Origin of the sequence: Anoxynatronum buryatiense, from assembly GCF_900182905.1 — a bacterium.
Classification (GTDB): domain Bacteria; phylum Bacillota; class Clostridia; order Peptostreptococcales; family Tindalliaceae; genus Anoxynatronum; species Anoxynatronum buryatiense.
Genome location: NZ_FXUF01000011.1, coordinates 111,056 through 127,764, shown reverse-complemented (window position 1 = coordinate 127,764; position 16,709 = coordinate 111,056). Strand labels below are relative to the sequence as shown.

Sequence of the window (16,709 nt, the reverse complement as noted above, 5' to 3'; positions counted from 1 at the left end):
CTGGATTTCCTGATGCAGGGTTCGCAAGGCAGCGAACACTATACGGGCTTGCAGTTATATCAACTTGGAGAGGCGGTTACATATGATCAATTTCACAAAAAATAATAAGGTCAGCAGAAGAAGGGATTCAGTGCTTGCAAGGATTGTGATGTTAAGTATCATACTGCAGGTGATGGCTTTGGTTATGGCACCCATCGCATTTGCGGCACCAGTGGTGCCAGGCTCACCGACGGCTGTAACAGCCGACGCCGGGGATACTGAAGCGACCATCAGCTTTACAGCACCAGCTTCAAATGGAGGAGCCGCCATCACAGGCTACACCGTCACATCGAATCCCGGGGGGCTAACAGGTTTAGGCGCAGCCAGTCCCATAACAGTTACAGGACTGACAAATGGCACCGCCTATACCTTTACCGTCACAGCCACAAACAGTGCAGGCACAAGCCCTGCTTCATCTGCCTCAAACAGTGTAACACCAAGAGCGATACAGACGATTACCTTTGCTAATCCCGGGGCACAGAATTTCGGGACAACCCCAACGCTTACCGCCACAGCGGATTCAGGACTAACTGTCCACTTTAGCAGCAGTACTCCAGGTGTTGCCACCATTACGTCTGGAGGAGTGTTAACCTTTATCACAGCGGGCACAGCAACCATAAATGCAAACCAGCCAGGCAATGCTTCGTATTTACCAGCTACAGAAGTGAGTCGAAGTTTTACAGTTAATCCAGTTGCACCAGGCGCACCGACGGCTGTAACAGCCGACGCCGGGGATACTGAAGCGACCATCAGTTTTACAGCACCAGCTTCAAATGGAGGAGCCGCTATCACAGGCTACACCGTCACATCGAATCCGGAGGGACTAACAGCTATAGGCACAGCCAGTCCCATAACCGTTACGGGACTGACAAATGGTCAGGCCTATACATTTACCGTCACAGCCACAAACATGGCAGGCACAGGCGCTGCTTCATTTGCCTCAAACAGTGTGGCACCAAGATTGATACAGATGATTACCTTTAATAATCCCGGGGCCCAAAACTTTGGGACAACCCCAACGCTTACCGCAACATCCACCTCAGGATTGCCTGTCTACTTTAGCAGCAGCACCCCAGCTGTTGCCACCATTACACCCGAAGGAGAGCTAACCTTTCTCACAGCGGGTACAGCAACCATTCATGCAAACCAGGCAGGCAATGCTTCGTATTTGCCAGCTGCAGAAGTGAGTCGAAGTTTTGCAGTGAATGCAGTGGTGCCAGGTGCACCGACGGCTGTAACAGCCTTCGCCGGGGATACTGAAGCCATCATCAGCTTTACTGCACCAGCATCAAATGGAGGATCCGCTATTACAGGCTACACCGTTACATCAAACCCGGGGGGACTAACCGCTTCAGGCACAGCCAGTCCCGTAACAGTTACAGGACTGACAAATGACACGGCATATACCTTTACCGTTGCAGCCACAAACGGTGCCGGCACAGGCGCTGCTTCACCTGCCTCAAACAGTGTGACACCCATTCATATTGTGACAGATTCAGAGCGAGTTGATCATGATTATGATGCCCTTGTCATTGGGTACTCAGGGACTGACACCTCGGTAGGCGTTACACGAAACATTACCCTATTGGAAGCGGGCAATAATGGGACATCCATTGTGTGGCATTCGAATAATCCTGAAATCATTAGTGCCCGAGGGGTAGTGACAAGACCCACAGGTGCTAATGTGCAGGTGATATTAACCGCCACTCTTACTAAAAATGACGCCACTCGAACAAAATCATTTACAGTTACGGTTCTCAAGCAGCCTTCAAACTCCGGTAATACTGGTGGGACTGGAGGAAGCGAAGATAGCAGCAGTGGTTCCAGCCAACCCACTCAAACATCGGCACCAGCATTCAATGAAGCGTCAAAGATAGCCGGTGTGATCGTGAATGGCGAAGCCATGAATGTAGGAACCCAAACAGTTACTAAAGTAGATGGCAAAACAGAAATGACACTGGTGCTTCATACAGAAGAGATGTTCAAACTGGTTGAGGCAGCAACAAAAGAGAACCAGGGCAGTAATGAAGTGGTTGTGCCTGTAGGAAAGCTGGAAGACGTTATAAAGGTCATTTTATCGGGTGAGACCGTTAAAGAACTGGAAAAGAACAATTTTAAGTTATCTGTGAAGGAAGAAACGATTGAATACAGGCTGGACGTCAAAGCACTCACTGTGGATCAAGTAGCCGCGTTGCTGGGTGTCAAGACAGAATCCCTTAAGGATATTGAAATAGAAGTTACCTTTACAAAATTATCAATGGAAGAAATTGAAGCGCTGAAAAGCTATTCGCAGGCACAAGGGCATGAATTAATCTTTGAACCAGTAGCTTTCAATATTTCAGCCAGAACAACCAATCAGGAAGGTGAAGTAGAAGAAGTGTCAATAAACCGATTCAGCACCTATGTTGAACGGATCATGGAAATACCGGCAGAGATAGATCCCAGCAAAGTGACAACAGGAATCGTTATAAATTCAGATGGTTCATATGCCCATGTTCCAACGGAGGTATTTGAAAAAGAGGGTAAGTGGTATGCAAAACTTCAATCATTAACAAACTCAGCCTATTCTGCCATATGGAATCTCGTGGAGGTTCATTCAGTGCAGGATCATTGGTCAAAAGAACATGTCAATGATATGGCGGCAAGACTGGTGCTGCTGGATCATGAGAGCTTCTTACCAGATAAAGCGGTAACACGAGCAGAGTTTGCAGCTTATATGGTGCGGGCCCTGGGGTTGTACAGAGAAGGGCTGCCAGTCGTGAATAAGTTTACTGACATCGCGGCAAACAAAGATTATTCAAGTATCCTCATAGCAAATGAGTGGAAAATCATTCAAGGTTATCCCGACGGGGCGTTTAAGCCAGATGCCACCATCACCAGAGAAGAAGCAATGGTCATGTATTCAAAAGCCATGGATTTAGTCAAAATCCAGGAAAATAAAGCAGGCAGATTGGCTGCTTACACGGATGCATATAGCGTGTCCAATTGGGCAGCTGTGCACGTTGGCAGAGTGTTAGACGCTGACATATTTAAGGGCAGGCAAAATGGTACGTTGGATCCCAAAGGTACATTAACCCATGCAGAATCACTAACGGCGATCAGAAATCTTCTTGTTGAAGCAGCATTGATTAACCACTAGCAGCATGGTTTCGTTGAAACAGAGTATCATTTACTAAAGCGGTTCGGCATGGAATTGGAAAAAAGATTCTCAGATGTACCATTGTACCTGCAGAAATATCATTGCCAAGTGACATCCTGGAGATCGCCGATATCCTTCTCATGGATCAGGACGACCTGGTGCGAAAGGGGTACGGATGGATGCTGAAGGCCGCCAGCGAAGCACATCAGCAGGAGATCCATGATTACGTCATGAAAAGGAAGACCGAGATGCCACGAACCTCACTGAGGTATGCCATTGAAAAAATGCCTAAAGAACTGAAAGCCGCTGCGATGGAGAAATAATGAAAAAGCAGGCCAAACCTGATTAACTACAAGCTTCCCTGGTGACATGGTTGTCAAAAATGTGATCAGGGAATTTTTTTTGCACATCTATTGACTTTAACGTTGCGTCATCCTTTATCATGTACCTATGATCATGAATTGGCAGGAAAGTCCGGACGCTTTACCAGAAGACAGAAGGAAGGGATCAACAAAATGGAATACAGTATCAACCAGCTGGCAAAACTGGCAGGAGTCAGTACCCGAACACTGCGCTATTACGACGAAGTTCAGCTGTTATCACCCAAGAGAACCAGCAGCAATGGGTACCGGGTCTATGGACAACAGGAAGTTGACCTGCTCCAGCAAATTCTGTTTTATCGGGAACTGGGCATGCCCCTTGATGAAATCAAGAATATCATCAGTTCCAAAGACTACGATGCCGTTACATCGCTGCAAAGTCATCTGGCGGCGCTGAAAGAAAAAAAGCAGCAGATGGAGCGGCTCATTGCCAATGTGGAAAAAACCATCGCCGCATCGAAAGGAGAAATAACCATGAGTGACAAAGAAAAATTTGAAGGCTTTAAACAGCAAATGATTGAAGACAATGAGAAGCAATACGGCGCAGAAATCCGTGAAACGTATGGTGACGCCGTTGTTGACGCCAGCAATGCCAAAATGATGGGATTAACAGCGGAAGCATACGAGGCCACACAGGCGTTGTCCCAGCAAATCAACCAATCACTTAAGGCGGCCTTTGAGCAGGGCGACCCTTCCAGTGAAGCGGCTCAGACGGTATGCGCCCTGCACCAACAATGGCTGGGACATTTCTGGAACCACTACTCAAAGGAAGCGCATCTCAGTCTGGCCCAGACCTATGTGGACGACCCCCGGTTCAAAAAGTACTATGATGACATTGCAGAAGGGTGCGCCGTATTTTTAAGAGACGCCCTGCAAATTTACTGTCAATAAGCGTGATAAACAATTAAAGCCCCTTTTTTTGGGTAGTACAACTATGGCAAATAGGTTGCCTTGTACCTGCATCATCATTTGGCTACTCATGAAAGGGGTAATGAAGTTTATGAAGCGAAAAATCGCAGCTCTGTTTTTGGTGACAATGATGGTTTTTGTCAGCTTCACCAGTGTGTATGCTCTTTCTTATACCGTGGTGAAAGGTGACACCCTGTGGGATCTGGGTATCACGTACGGTGTTGATTGGAATGAAATCGCGGAACTCAACGGGGTGCGTGACGTCAGAAAACTTCAAATTGGCACCACCTTGAACATTCCAGTACCCGGCGAACCTGCTCCGGCACTGGAAACTGAGCCAGCTGACCAACTCGACCCGCCCATTACAGAAGTCATCGTGGAAGAGCCAGAGGAGGCAGCGTACATGGAATACAATGTGTCGCTTCCCAATGGCGATTACCAGATACCGGGCATCGTGACATTGCCCGTGGGTGAAGGGCCCTTCCCCGCCGTGGTGATGCTTCACGGCACCGGCTCAGAAAAGAACGAAGCAGGAGGCGGCTATATCCTCACCGCTCCAGCGCTGGCAGAAGCTGGCATTGCCAGCATTCGCATTGACTTCATCGGTACGGGTGACAGTCAGGTGGATTATATTGAATACAATTTCGACACCGCCGTTTCAGATGCCAATGCCGCTTTCGACTACCTGGCAAACCTTCAGGAAGTCGATGCCACCCGCATCGGTGTCATGGGCTGGAGCCAGGGTGGTACCATTGCCATGCTGGCCGCCGCCCACAACCGGTCCTTCCAGTCAGTGGTGACATGGGCAGGTGCGCCTGACATGACCATTGCCGGTTCTGAAGAAGAGTATGAAGCTGCCAAAGCAGATGGTTTCTTCCTCCGGGAATTTGGCTGGAGAAGCCCCTTGCGCGTCAGCCTCCAATGGTTTGACGATGTTTACAACACAGATGTGCTGGAGGTGTTCAGTTATTCCGATGCCCCGGTACTGGCCATCAATGGAAGTGAAGACACTGTTGTTGACCCCATTAACGCTGCCCTGATTGTGGAAGCCTCAGCCAACCCCGTTTCCCGACAGTTGATTTTGGAAGGGGCTGACCACACTTTCAATATCTTTACCGGCGACATGACAGCTTTTGACCAGCTCATCGACGCCACCGTCAACTGGTTTGCTGCCACCCTGCAACCAGCGTACACCACGGAAGAAATCAGCATCATGAACGGTGACCGCATGGTACCCGCCACTGTGGTGATACCTGCGGGAGCCGGCCCATTCCCTGCAGTGGTGATGAACCATGGGCATGGCGGCAGCAGACAGGAAAACAGCGGATTTGGTGGTGTGGCAGAAGCCCTGGCCAATCGTGGTATTGCCACCATTCGCATGGACTTCCCCGGTTGTGGCGACAGCACGCAACCCTTCACTGAAAACTATCTCTCCAACATGATTTCCGATTCCAATGCCAGCCTGGCCTACCTGCTGGACAATTACCCCATTGACTCCCAGCGTCTGGGGATCATGGGTTACAGCATGGGCGGCAGAATCGCGCTGCACATTGGCAGCGAAGATAATCAGCCTTATCAAGCCATGGGGCTCTTGGCACCCTCTGCCGACTGGGGTCAGGAAATGATGGTCAGTTTCCTGGGCGGTGAGGAAGCATTCGACGAACTTTACGCAGAAGCCCAAAGCGAAAAAGGGTATGCCGACTTCACCACCCAGTGGGGACAGGTACAGCAGCTGAGCCTTAACTGGTTTGAAGAAATGATTGCCTCCCGCCCACTGGAAAACATCACCAACTACGACGGTGCCATGTTGGTGGTTTTCGGCGACCAGGATGATGTGGTTCGGGCTGGTGTTAACCAGGCAGTGGCAGAAGCCTATGCAGCCGCAGAGATCATTGTCGTACCCAACGCTGATCATGGCTATGGTTTTTACAGCAACCAGCCGGATGTGACAGCAGCCGTGGAAGACTCGCTGGCAGATTTCTTTTCCAAAGCGCTGAAGTAAAATACAGACACTCAATCGCCAATAGACGACCCCGACAACATTCCCAAAACCGGATGTGGTCAGGGTCGTTTTTTATGCAATACATGCGTCGCGCACCTTCACTGTTTTCAGTCATTATCAAAAAACGGAGGTATGCAATGTGGGATTTAATGTGGGAGGAAATGTCAGACTAAAGGGGATCTGCTCCGTAGACATTTTTGAAATTTTATGGCACACAGTTATTCAAGCACTCTGGAACAAGTGGTGAAAAGGTGGTAACAGAATTTCTATTAAGCAGTACTTCTATAAAAATGAAGGAATATTCTCACTGATGACGCATAAAACCTGTATAATGGTTTGTAAGAGGTTTTTCGCCTATTTGTGGCAGCAATACACGATTAACACCCATTGCCCAGATACCTTGGCAAAATAACGGGAGGTGACACCCCGTCACGGGTTAACTGAAAAACGATGTATTTGCGGTGTTGTAGAGCGCTGATTCGATGAGAAGCATAGAGTCTGATTGATAAAATGTTGGAAGAGTAAAGACAAAAGGCTTTGCAGTGTGACAGAAAGAAGTCGATATTACCGAACCAAGGTTCGCGAACACCTACTGAAATGGGAGATAAAGCGAACTGAGTGACGGGAATAAGACGCTATACGCAATATCTAACTAAGTTAAGGAGAATAAATAGGGAGGAAATCAGATGGATCTTGAATTTAGCATTGAAGGTGATTCAGAAGGTTATGTACAGTTTGAATGTCCGTATTGCGAGTCTGAGTTTAGGCTTATGGCGGGTGAAATCCAAAATGAAGAGGAATATTATCATGAGATTTTTTGTCCCTATTGTGGCTTGGCGGACGAAGTGAGTAATTTCTATACTCGAGAAGCGATTGAGCATGCTAAGGAACTTGCAATGAACTATATGTATGAAGAGTTGAATAAGGCTTTCGGTGGTATTGCCAAGAAAATGAATAAATCCAAATTGATTAAGATGAAGTGGAAACCGCTTAAGAAGATAAATGTTCAAGAGATGAGAACTGAAGATAGTGTTGAAGATGAATTTGAGTGCACTTCATGTAACAAGCATGTTAAAGTATTATACTGTGCAGGGAAATCTAATGTGTTTTGCTCGTATTGTGGGGTGGATATTTGATGGAATTAAGCGATTTAAGAAAGACAAGTATGGAATTTAGAAGATTGTCTTCAAATGCTCTAAGGGCAAAATACGATGAAGGCAACTTGCATCTAATGAGGTTGCGTCACTATATAGAAGGTTGTGAATATATTCAAGGAATTATTGAAGATGAGATTCAAGGCACAGAGATTGACTACAAGTCTGAATTTATAATCAGTGATGGTGGATGGAATTACTTCAATTATCCTGTTGATCATGGAACCCATATGAAGGCAGTATTGGACTATTTCTATGAGCTGACAGAGCAGGATAGAGACATTCGAGGTGAAGCAAGGAAGTACAGATGTTCTAGTAATCAATGGAATGATATTGTACGTAACTTTGTTGAGAAGCTAATCAAACCCCTAGTGGATTTTATTACTGATAGAATATCTATGGATATTATGACTAAAGAACAGAGAAACAATACAGGAACCAATATTAACCAATACATAGATAAGAATTACGGAACTGCTAATATTGCATCTGGCAATATCAATTCGTCGAATGAGTATATTATAAATGAAGTAGAGAGAATTAATGAATTAGTCTCATCTTTAAAAGTTTCAGTAGAAGAATCAGGTTGTAAAGATGCGTCGGTAGAAGAATTTCTGGACGACTTAGATACGATTACTGAGAATGTGAACGCTTCTGAACCGAAGATGGTAAAGATCAAAAAGGCGTTAAGAGGAATTGGTTCGTTCATTAAGAATTTACCTACAGCAATTAAGACTTCCCAGCTAATTATAACTAATTCAGAAGAATTAATTGAAGTGGCCAGGAAGTTTATGGAGAACTTCCGTTAGATACTGCGCATAACGGCAAGGTTTCCGATTTCGCTCCTATGTCGCTGCATCCAAATTCATTCGGTAAGGACAGTCGCCCTAAACCTCATGAACTTCGGAAACCTGCAAAAAGTTAGGCGACTGTGTATCTATGTGCGGATTTGAAAAAGACGGAATGTGGACGTTAGTGAATAAATTGTCTTATTGCACATTCGCAGATAGATATGCAATAAATATTATCATTATACAACGAGGGGGTTACGTATGAAAAAAGTAGTATTCGGAGGAATGCTTTTTATTGGAGGGTCAATCATGTATTCTGTTGGTGTATTAGGTTTTGCAGATGTAGCCATTCAAGCAGGGTATATGCAAGTACCAAAATACGCTGGGTTGTTATCTATGGTTCTTGGTATTGTCTTGGGGACTTTTGGCTTAAAAAAGGATTAACAAGACTAATGAGCATAATCCGCATATGTAATTAAGACGCACTTTTCTTATTTTGCATGGTACATAGCTCAAGAGAAAAGTATAAGGGACTCCCATCCATGGTCGTCTCTGAATCTGGGGGCATGTCCATCGTCTAACAGTGAATTCCCAAAATCTGAGATAATATGAATGTAGCAACCAGACTTCGAGAATTCGCAGGACGTTAGGTGACATTGTTCACCAGTTTGATTTTCGATTTTATCTTGCGTGGAGGGAAGTATGGAGAAAAAATTATCAGATATGACTTTAGAAGAATTATGGATGCTATTTCCAATCATTCTAAAAGAACACAATCCCCAATATTATGATTGGTATGAAGATGAGAAGAATAATATTATAGAAGCAATTAATGGTACATTTATCAGTAGAATTAACCATATTGGAAGTAGTGCAGTACCAGGCTTAATAGCAAAGCCAACAATTGATATCTTATTAGAGTTAAGTGGAGACTGTGATATTCATCAGATAATCTTAAGGTTGAAAGCAGCAGGATGGACAATCATGTCAAGTGAATTTGAGCCAGATTTAAATTTGGTATTTAATAAAGGATATACCCCAAGCGGATATGCTGAAAAAGTCTATCATCTTCACGTAAGATACTTAGGTGATTGGAATGAACTATACTTCAGAGATTATCTGATTGAACATCTTGACATAGCAGCAGAGTATGCAGAATTGAAGGTAAGCTTATTGAAAGGTTTTGAGAACAATAGAGATGGATATACTGAGGCCAAAAGTGAGTTTATACTTGAGCACACTAAAAGAGCAAGAATGTGTTATGTTAACCGATATACTCCCAATAAGACTACTTGACAAAGTAGTATGAATGGTAGTTTCAGTGAACGACATCACCTAACAATGCACTCAAGTTCGCTTTGGCTGCTTTGGTTGCTTAGGGTAGTGAACTTTTAGTAGTTGAAGCCAAAGCACCTTCCTCAGCCTAAGATAAGAGCTATCTAAGGCTGAAAAACGTCTTGAGTGCGGAGGTGTTCTCTCGCAGATTGCGTAAGAGTAAGAGTAAGAGGGATTAATGACTTTTCAAATTACGTTTGTGCAAAACTGCAAAACAAGAATTATGTACATAGCATATATGCAAGAGGGGGGCTTAAGAGTGAAGAATCAGATCAAAGAATTTATATTAAATCTTGGTGCGGATGTGTGTGGTGTCGCTAACGTTGACCGCTTTTCCGAAGCACCAGCAGGCTTTCACCCAAGAGATATATTTTCCGACTGCAAATCGATCATTGTGTTTGGCATAGCGCTTCCAAAAGGGCTGACAATGATAGAACCAAGACTGATATACGGTCATTTCAATTACAGCACATGTCCAGAGGTTGACTGGGTGGCACTAAGAGCTGCAAAAGAGATTGAAAGAATCTCCAGTGGCTATGCTGTACCGCTTCCCTCAGACAGTCCTTATGAATACTGGGATGCAGAAAAACTGGAGGGCCGTGGGCTGTTATCCATGAAACATGCCGCCGTACTTGCAGGACTGGGAACACTAGGCAAAAATACATTACTGCTAAACGAAAAGCATGGTAATTTGTTAACTTTGGGAATCGTTCTTACAGAGCTTGACCTTGTCTCCGACTCACTTGCGGAGAGCATCTGTATAAATGGTTGCAATCTATGTATCGAAAACTGCCCGTCTAAAGCATTGGACGGCCGAAACGCAAATCAGGCAAAATGCAGACTGAATACATATGGAACCAATGACAGAGGCTTTAATACTGTTAACTGCAATAAATGCAGGGTAATTTGCCCAATGAGACAGGGAAAGAATAGTCATTAGCATGAGGTGTGATTAAAGAGGAGGGCCGACTCAGGGCCGCCGCAAACACAGAACTTTTAAAGGAACTTGGTTAAAAGCGTATTGAAAGCAGGGAAAAGGATGAAAAAACAAAAAGTGCTACATTACGATGCATTTTCATCGGTTGCTCATAAGGGTAATCCAGCGGGAGTTGTACTGAATGCAGATCATTTAAACGAAGATTCCATGCAATCCATTGCTAAAGCAGTTGGGTTTAATGAGACTGTCTTTGTAGTGAAATCAGATAATGCTGATTACAGGCTACGGTATTTTACTCCTGGGCATAAAATCAACTTATGTGGTCATGCTACCATTGGATCAATGTACTGTATGAAATCCAGAGGATTTATCGGTGAAGCAGTAAATGAAATTAAGATCGAAACCAATGTAGGAGTATTACCTATCCGTTTTGAAACCAGAGAAGACAATTTGTTTGTTACAATGAAGCAAGATGAACCTCAGTTCATGCCTTTCCAGGGTTCGATGGATGCTCTTGCAAGAAGCATGGGGATTTTATCGGACGAAATTGATGGAACGTTGCCCATTGTGTATGGGAGCACGGGGGCATGGACCTTACTGGTACATATCAAGTCCTTAGCCAGTTTTCGAGAGATGAATCCGAATAATAGAGAATTCCCGGATATTCTTAAAGAGAAACCGAGGACATCCGTTCATCCATTCTGCATACTGAATGATGGAGACCAGGTTGGGATGCATGCCAGACACTTTTCATCACCATACTCTGGTACTGTTGAAGACGCGGTAACCGGCACAGCATCAGGAGCTATGGGGGCATATTACTTAACCTACCTGAACAAAGAAATCGACAATATCGACTTCATTGTTGAACAGGGCCAGGAAATTAACAAAGACGGGAAAGTATATGTAAGTGTCAAACGCAATCACCATGGGATGGATGTGTATGTTTCTGGAACAGGAGTATTCATCCAAGAGCTGGATGTGACGTATGAATAATCGAAGAAGAACCGGCTTCCTTCTCAAAGATTCAGAAGCTGGCCGAGACACTTTAATGAGGGTGAGTGGACAGGGTTTAACAGAAGTGAAATCTTTATGCAAAACTGCGGTAACAGGCAAGGTCATGGTCGCGTACAGTATAAGCTTAGTCTGCAGTGCGTTTCTTGAACAGTTTCAATCTATAAACGGAGGCCAGTTGCTGGGGGGATAGTGGATGATAAACGGGATTAATCATATCACTTTTGCAATTACGGATTTAGAAAGATCTCTGGATTTTTATGTGAATTTGCTTGGACTTAGAATCGTGGGAAAATGGGATGAGGGAGCATATTTACTGGCCGGGAATCAGTGGATTGCTTTAAATGTTGATAAAGAGAGAGCTGCAGAGGCAATGGGAGATAATACACATATTTCATTCAATGTCTTGTCTTCAGATTTCCATAGATTAAAAGAAAAGCTTGAAAGCGCCGGGGTAAAATCATTTAAAGAAAACTCGTCAGAGGGAGAATCATTCTATTTTCTTGATCCAGACGGGCATAAGTTGGAATTGCACTATAATACCTTGGAGGATCGATTGAAATGGGCCAGAGAGAACAACTGGTCGTCATTTACGTTGATGTAGGAAAAGGCAAGGGAGTGTAAGTTCGACATAACCATCACTTCTTGAACAGTTTCAGCAGCGCCCCTATTCGAAGTGTCAATATGAATTCTTAAAGCATTGCCCCATTATGGTATCGTTTAGGAGCTGAACCATCATGCCCATCAAGTTCGTCGCCATCGACTTCGAAACAGCCAATAACAGAAGAAACAGCGCCTGCGCCCTTGGCATGGTGATCTATGACAACGGCGAATGCATTCGAAAAAGCTGGCTCATTAAACCGGAACCTCTGGAATTTAATCCCTTTAATATCCAGATCCATGGCATCACACCACAAATGGTGAACAACGCTCCCACTTTTAAAGAATTGTGGCATGAAGTGAGTGACATACTGGAATCAAAAATTGTCGTGGCCCACAACGCCTCTTTTGACATGGGAGTACTTCGTTGCTCCCTGGATCAATACAACCTTAAGTATCCTGCCATCGACTACCTTTGCACTCTAAAGCTGGCACGCAAAGCACTTCCCGAACTGATAAACTACAAGCTTCCCACAGTGGCACATCATATTGGGTTTCGTTTCAAGCATCACGACGCCCTTGAAGACGCCCAGGCGGCGGCTGAGGTGTTGTTATGCCTGATGCATGAACGGCAACAGGATTCCATAGTAGATATGGCCAGAGGCTATGGCGTTGGTTTGGGCAAAATTCGTTCTGATGGGTACTGACCTTGCAGTGGAAGGGCCTGTCCTTGGGCCATGATTCTTGTTTTTTACTCTTGACCATTTCCATCTTCTCCCCGTGGATATGATAGTTGGATTAGCTAAAAGCACAATTTAGTTTACACTCCCAATTAGATCGTATCACTAATCCGATGTGATGATGCCGAGATTCTGTTCTCCGGTACCGTCAGTATTTCACAGCATCATAAGGGAGCGTAAACATGAAAGAGGTCTTGTTCTTTATTTTTGACAATATGACAGATGACGAAATCACCTTTGCCATGCACATGCACTGATCAAAGATTCAGCGAACAAAATTAAGAATCAATAACGAGGTGAGCACCTTGGTATCAAAAAAGCGTTGGGCTAATGTATACGAGTGGTTCATGGTCATACTTGTCGTGGTGGTAGTGATAATGCTATTTATCGAATACCGTTTGGAGTTATCGCCTCAGGCATCAATACTGTTTCAGCGTGTAGATACCAGCATCTTAATCATTTTTGCGTTAGATTATGTCATCCGCTTATTCTGGGCTGAAAAAAAGAAAACGTTTATCCGCAGTAATATTCCTGATCTTGTTGCTATTGTTCCTTTTTCTTCTGTATTTCGTCTTGCCAGATTAGCACGACTAACCCGTTTGATTCGCTTGACTCGAACCATGCGCCTTGTGCGTGTGGCTGTCTGGCTTTCCCGTTTTAAAGATAAATTCAGTGTGTTTATACGCACCAATGGATTGATTTATATGGTGTTTATAACGATGGCGGTTACGCTTATGGGCGCTGTAAGCATCTATCTGCTTGAGGATATGAGTGTGATTGATTCTCTTTGGTGGAGTTTTGTTACCATCACCACGGTTGGATACGGTGATATTTCACCATCGACCAACGGAGGCAAGCTTTTAGCATCGGTGCTAATGTTGGTGGGAATAGGATTTCTGGGCATGGTAACCGGTACAATTGCCACATATTTCCTGGGCGACAAAAAAACAGAAGCAGTATCTTATCGTGACATGACTGTTCAATCAATAAAACTTAAACTAGATGACTTTGACAATCTGTCAGAAGAGGAGATTGACCAGATGTCGGCAGTATTAAAGAGTCTGCTAAAAAAGGAGTGAGATGATGGGTATACGGTTTCGTAGAAGCATCAGTCTTGGGAAGGGGGCAAGACTAAATCTCAGCAAAGGCGGCCTTGGTATTAGTGTTGGTGGAAAAGGTGCTCGAGTAGGATTGGGTCCCCGCGGAGCCTATACATCCGCAGGAATACCAGGAACGGGCCTGTATGCGATTAACTACGCGGGTAAGAGTAAGCAGCGAAAGAACACTCCCGTCAATAAAAGGACGGAAGCGCCTGTAATGAACGCCCAACTCCCAGCCCCTCCGGAAATAAAAACGTCACTTCCGACTATTCTTTTGATCGCATCGATCTTGCTCTTGCCAGTTGGCGGTCTTGGGGCGATTGGTTTGGTGATTTACGCTTTATTATGGTTTAAATCTCCCAAATGGAAGGCCAACAGACATTACAGAGAAGGTAAGAAGTATTATCTGAAAGCTCAGCACAAGGAGGCGTTGGATGAATTGGTGAAGGTACAGGAACTAATGCCGGAAACTTATTCTATTTATCCACTGATGGCAGATAGCGCGTATCACTTGGCAAAACATGATAAGGTAATCCACTATTATGAGGCATATTTGGAAAGAGATCCAAATGATTACATGGTTCGATTTAATTACGGGCTCGCTCTTTCTGAGATCGGCAAATATGAAGAAGCTGTACGTGAGTTGCAACAGATGCCGGAGGAAATGGCGAAAGAGTTGCCTCTCCTGATAGCTTTGGGCAATGCGTTGCTGGAATCTGGAAAGCCGGAACAGGCAGTGGCGGTATTGGAAACTGGCCCAACTCGTAAACAAAACATGGATGGTCTGATGAAGATGTTTAGGTATATACTTGGTTGTGCCTACCAAGGGTCTGGAGACGTGAAAAAAGCAGTGAAACAGTTTCAAAAAGTTGCAGCTTTTGATATTAACTATGAAGATGTCAGTACACGATTGGCGGAGCTGGAAGCTTAGGGAATCAACATATATGAAAAGGAGGATGTTATATGAAAAGGCAATTGTTGATTACCGCAGCACTCATTTTATTGTTCGCAAGCTTTTTTGTGACTCCCGCTTCTGCAGCGCAACACACGAAAGTTACTGTTGACGGACACCTGCTTCAGTTCGATGTGCCACCTGCAATCGTTGAAGGTCGGACATTGGTTCCTCTAAGAGGTATATTTGAAGCGCTTGGTGCTGAAATTCACTGGAATAATGACACTAGAACAGTTACAGGTACAAAAGACGATACCACAGTTGTATTGCAAATTGGGAGTCGTTTCCCCACCGTGAACAATGTCCCTGTAGAAATTGACGTCCCTGGAACGCTGGTTGATGGCAGAACAATGGTTCCGGCTCGTTTCATTGCAGAAAGCCTGAATGCCAATGTAGAATGGATTTCTGAATCAAGAACCGTGGCAATTAACAGCCAAGCTGTGCAGGCTAATGAGGTTGCACCACCACCTGCCGTTACCCCGGCACCTACGGTTAATCAACCAACAATAGTTGCGCCTCAAACTGGCAGCGTTAACATTAACACTGCCGGAATTGAAGAACTCAAAAAAATTATACACATTGACGAAGAGCGTGCAGAGCAGATAATTCGTCTCAGACCCTTTCGTTCCGTTGACGATATGACGCGTATAAATGGCATCGCAGAAAAGCGGCTGGCAGAGATCAAAGCTGAGGGAGTTGCTTATGTAGAATAGTTGGAGTTGTGAGTGGGCCACTTTTTGTTTTGAGAGCGACAGCGTATCAGTTTTTGCAAGCGTTAAACCAATCACCAAATAGAAAAAAGTTGAATGATATGGAACTGTTACAAGTGACGCCAAGGAGAGATAAGCCACAATGAACAAAAGGCGAGTTAGGAAATTGACTGACAGGGTATGGATGATTGTTGGCAGCAACCGGGGAATCCAGCCCAATGTAGGCATTATTAACAATGGAACACAGACAGTGTTGATAGATTGCGGCAATGGTCCTGTCTGGGGAACATTTATACAGGAAGTGCTGGCTTCCATGAAAGCGCCCCCTGTGTCGCATATCATCTATACTCATCACCACTGGGATCATGTTTTTGGTGCCATGTCTTTTGATGCCCCCATTATTGCCCACGAAAAATGCTTGGACTACCTGAAGGTGGAAGCTCAGAAGCCCTGGAGCGCTGAATTTCTAAAGCAGGAAGCAGCCAAATACCCACAGAACAAGACCAGTCATGATGTAAAAATACGAGCGGTTCATAACTGGGACGATTTTCACATTCGGCTTCCACAAACAACTTTTCGGGAACGCATGGTGATAGAGCTGGCAGATGGACGACTGTTGTTGGATAGCACCAATAGCCTACACTCGGAGGATTCCATTTTAATTTATGATGAACATGATCAGGTGATGTTTACGGGGGATGCCTTCTACCCGCCGCCTTACCATGAACGTAAAACGCACCGAGGGGATGTGTCGGCGGTAACGAAAAATGGATTTTCTAAAATAGTGCTCAGTCAAATGCTAACTTATGATTTCAAAACGGTAGTCCATGGCCATGGCATGCCTCTGAGGCGAGATGATGTCATTCGCGAGCTGGGGGATAAGGCAGAAGAACTCAACACATGATCC

16 protein-coding genes are annotated in these 16,709 nt (G+C 44.7%); all 16 read left to right on the top strand.

All coding sequences use genetic code 11. The features are described from left to right. Nucleotides 1-130 precede the first annotated feature (130 nt). The 16 genes from QOL74_RS13600 (at nucleotide 131) to QOL74_RS13525 (ending at nucleotide 16,706) form a co-directional block, all read left to right on the top strand. Nucleotides 131-3,178, top strand: coding sequence for a fibronectin type III domain-containing protein (locus QOL74_RS13600; RefSeq protein WP_283410038.1), 3,048 nt, complete (start codon nucleotides 131-133; stop codon nucleotides 3,176-3,178). Between the two features lie 53 nt (nucleotides 3,179-3,231). Next, on the top strand, nucleotides 3,232-3,501 hold the full coding sequence (locus tag QOL74_RS13595) for a DNA alkylation repair protein (protein ID WP_346771755.1): 270 nt from the start codon (nucleotides 3,232-3,234) through the stop codon (nucleotides 3,499-3,501). A 192-nt stretch (nucleotides 3,502-3,693) separates the two neighbouring features. Continuing rightward, nucleotides 3,694-4,449: a MerR family transcriptional regulator gene (locus tag QOL74_RS13590; RefSeq protein ID WP_283410037.1), complete on the top strand. Its 756-nt coding sequence runs from the start codon at nucleotides 3,694-3,696 to the stop codon at nucleotides 4,447-4,449. A gap of 109 nt (nucleotides 4,450-4,558) precedes the next feature. Next, complete coding sequence (locus QOL74_RS13585) at nucleotides 4,559-6,469, top strand: alpha/beta fold hydrolase (protein WP_283410036.1); 1,911 nt, start codon at nucleotides 4,559-4,561, stop codon at nucleotides 6,467-6,469. 686 nt (nucleotides 6,470-7,155) lie between these two features. Continuing rightward, nucleotides 7,156-7,605 carry a hypothetical protein gene (locus tag QOL74_RS13580; protein WP_283410035.1) on the top strand — a complete coding sequence of 150 codons (450 nt, stop codon included), beginning with the start codon at nucleotides 7,156-7,158 and terminating at the stop codon, nucleotides 7,603-7,605. After that, complete coding sequence (locus tag QOL74_RS13575; protein ID WP_283410034.1) at nucleotides 7,605-8,432, top strand: hypothetical protein; 828 nt, start codon at nucleotides 7,605-7,607, stop codon at nucleotides 8,430-8,432. Before QOL74_RS13580 ends, QOL74_RS13575 begins: the two co-directional genes overlap by 1 nt. Nucleotides 8,433-8,675: 243 nt before the next feature. Further along, nucleotides 8,676-8,858 carry a hypothetical protein gene (locus tag QOL74_RS13570; protein ID WP_283410033.1) on the top strand — a complete coding sequence of 61 codons (183 nt, stop codon included), beginning with the start codon at nucleotides 8,676-8,678 and terminating at the stop codon, nucleotides 8,856-8,858. A gap of 258 nt (nucleotides 8,859-9,116) precedes the next feature. Further along, entirely contained in the window at nucleotides 9,117-9,710 is a 594-nt protein-coding gene (locus tag QOL74_RS13565; RefSeq protein WP_283410032.1) for a GrpB family protein, read from the top strand. Nucleotides 9,711-10,008: 298 nt separating this feature from the next. Continuing rightward, nucleotides 10,009-10,689: an epoxyqueuosine reductase gene (locus QOL74_RS13560; protein WP_283410031.1), complete on the top strand. Its 681-nt coding sequence runs from the start codon at nucleotides 10,009-10,011 to the stop codon at nucleotides 10,687-10,689. A 99-nt stretch (nucleotides 10,690-10,788) separates the two neighbouring features. Continuing rightward, on the top strand, nucleotides 10,789-11,682 hold the full coding sequence (locus tag QOL74_RS13555) for a PhzF family phenazine biosynthesis protein (RefSeq protein ID WP_283410030.1): 894 nt from the start codon (nucleotides 10,789-10,791) through the stop codon (nucleotides 11,680-11,682). Nucleotides 11,683-11,896: 214 nt separating this feature from the next. Beyond that, nucleotides 11,897-12,304, top strand: coding sequence for a VOC family protein (locus QOL74_RS13550; RefSeq protein WP_283410029.1), 408 nt, complete (start codon nucleotides 11,897-11,899; stop codon nucleotides 12,302-12,304). Between the two features lie 133 nt (nucleotides 12,305-12,437). Beyond that, entirely contained in the window at nucleotides 12,438-13,007 is a 570-nt protein-coding gene (locus QOL74_RS13545) for a 3'-5' exonuclease (RefSeq protein WP_283410028.1), read from the top strand. A 329-nt stretch (nucleotides 13,008-13,336) separates the two neighbouring features. Continuing rightward, the gene (locus QOL74_RS13540; protein WP_283410027.1) at nucleotides 13,337-14,119 is read left to right on the top strand and encodes a potassium channel family protein; all 783 of its coding nucleotides are present in this window, start codon (nucleotides 13,337-13,339) and stop codon (nucleotides 14,117-14,119) included. Nucleotides 14,120-14,123: 4 nt separating this feature from the next. Then, nucleotides 14,124-15,071 carry a DUF4236 domain-containing protein gene (locus tag QOL74_RS13535; protein WP_283410026.1) on the top strand — a complete coding sequence of 316 codons (948 nt, stop codon included), beginning with the start codon at nucleotides 14,124-14,126 and terminating at the stop codon, nucleotides 15,069-15,071. Nucleotides 15,072-15,103: 32 nt separating this feature from the next. Beyond that, nucleotides 15,104-15,805, top strand: coding sequence for a stalk domain-containing protein (locus QOL74_RS13530; protein WP_283410025.1), 702 nt, complete (start codon nucleotides 15,104-15,106; stop codon nucleotides 15,803-15,805). 139 nt (nucleotides 15,806-15,944) lie between these two features. Next, nucleotides 15,945-16,706 (top strand): MBL fold metallo-hydrolase, encoded by a 762-nt coding sequence (locus QOL74_RS13525; protein WP_283410024.1) that lies wholly within the window; start codon nucleotides 15,945-15,947, stop codon nucleotides 16,704-16,706. The last annotated feature ends 3 nt before the right edge of the window (nucleotides 16,707-16,709 follow it).

What these genes read in the sequence shown, in the direction of transcription:
- QOL74_RS13585 (WP_283410036.1), top strand. Translation starts at nt 4,559, where the DNA reads ATGAAGCGAAAAATCGCAGCTCTGTTTTTGGTGACAATGATGGTTTTT.
- QOL74_RS13530 (WP_283410025.1), top strand. Translation starts at nt 15,104, where the DNA reads ATGAAAAGGCAATTGTTGATTACCGCAGCACTCATTTTATTGTTCGCA.
- QOL74_RS13575 (WP_283410034.1), top strand. Translation starts at nt 7,605, where the DNA reads ATGGAATTAAGCGATTTAAGAAAGACAAGTATGGAATTTAGAAGATTG.
- QOL74_RS13550 (WP_283410029.1), top strand. Translation starts at nt 11,897, where the DNA reads ATGATAAACGGGATTAATCATATCACTTTTGCAATTACGGATTTAGAA.
- QOL74_RS13565 (WP_283410032.1), top strand. Translation starts at nt 9,117, where the DNA reads ATGGAGAAAAAATTATCAGATATGACTTTAGAAGAATTATGGATGCTA.
- QOL74_RS13580 (WP_283410035.1), top strand. Translation starts at nt 7,156, where the DNA reads ATGGATCTTGAATTTAGCATTGAAGGTGATTCAGAAGGTTATGTACAG.
- QOL74_RS13570 (WP_283410033.1), top strand. Translation starts at nt 8,676, where the DNA reads ATGAAAAAAGTAGTATTCGGAGGAATGCTTTTTATTGGAGGGTCAATC.
- QOL74_RS13590 (WP_283410037.1), top strand. Translation starts at nt 3,694, where the DNA reads ATGGAATACAGTATCAACCAGCTGGCAAAACTGGCAGGAGTCAGTACC.
- QOL74_RS13535 (WP_283410026.1), top strand. Translation starts at nt 14,124, where the DNA reads ATGGGTATACGGTTTCGTAGAAGCATCAGTCTTGGGAAGGGGGCAAGA.
- QOL74_RS13555 (WP_283410030.1), top strand. Translation starts at nt 10,789, where the DNA reads ATGAAAAAACAAAAAGTGCTACATTACGATGCATTTTCATCGGTTGCT.
- QOL74_RS13525 (WP_283410024.1), top strand. Translation starts at nt 15,945, where the DNA reads ATGAACAAAAGGCGAGTTAGGAAATTGACTGACAGGGTATGGATGATT.
- QOL74_RS13545 (WP_283410028.1), top strand. Translation starts at nt 12,438, where the DNA reads ATGCCCATCAAGTTCGTCGCCATCGACTTCGAAACAGCCAATAACAGA.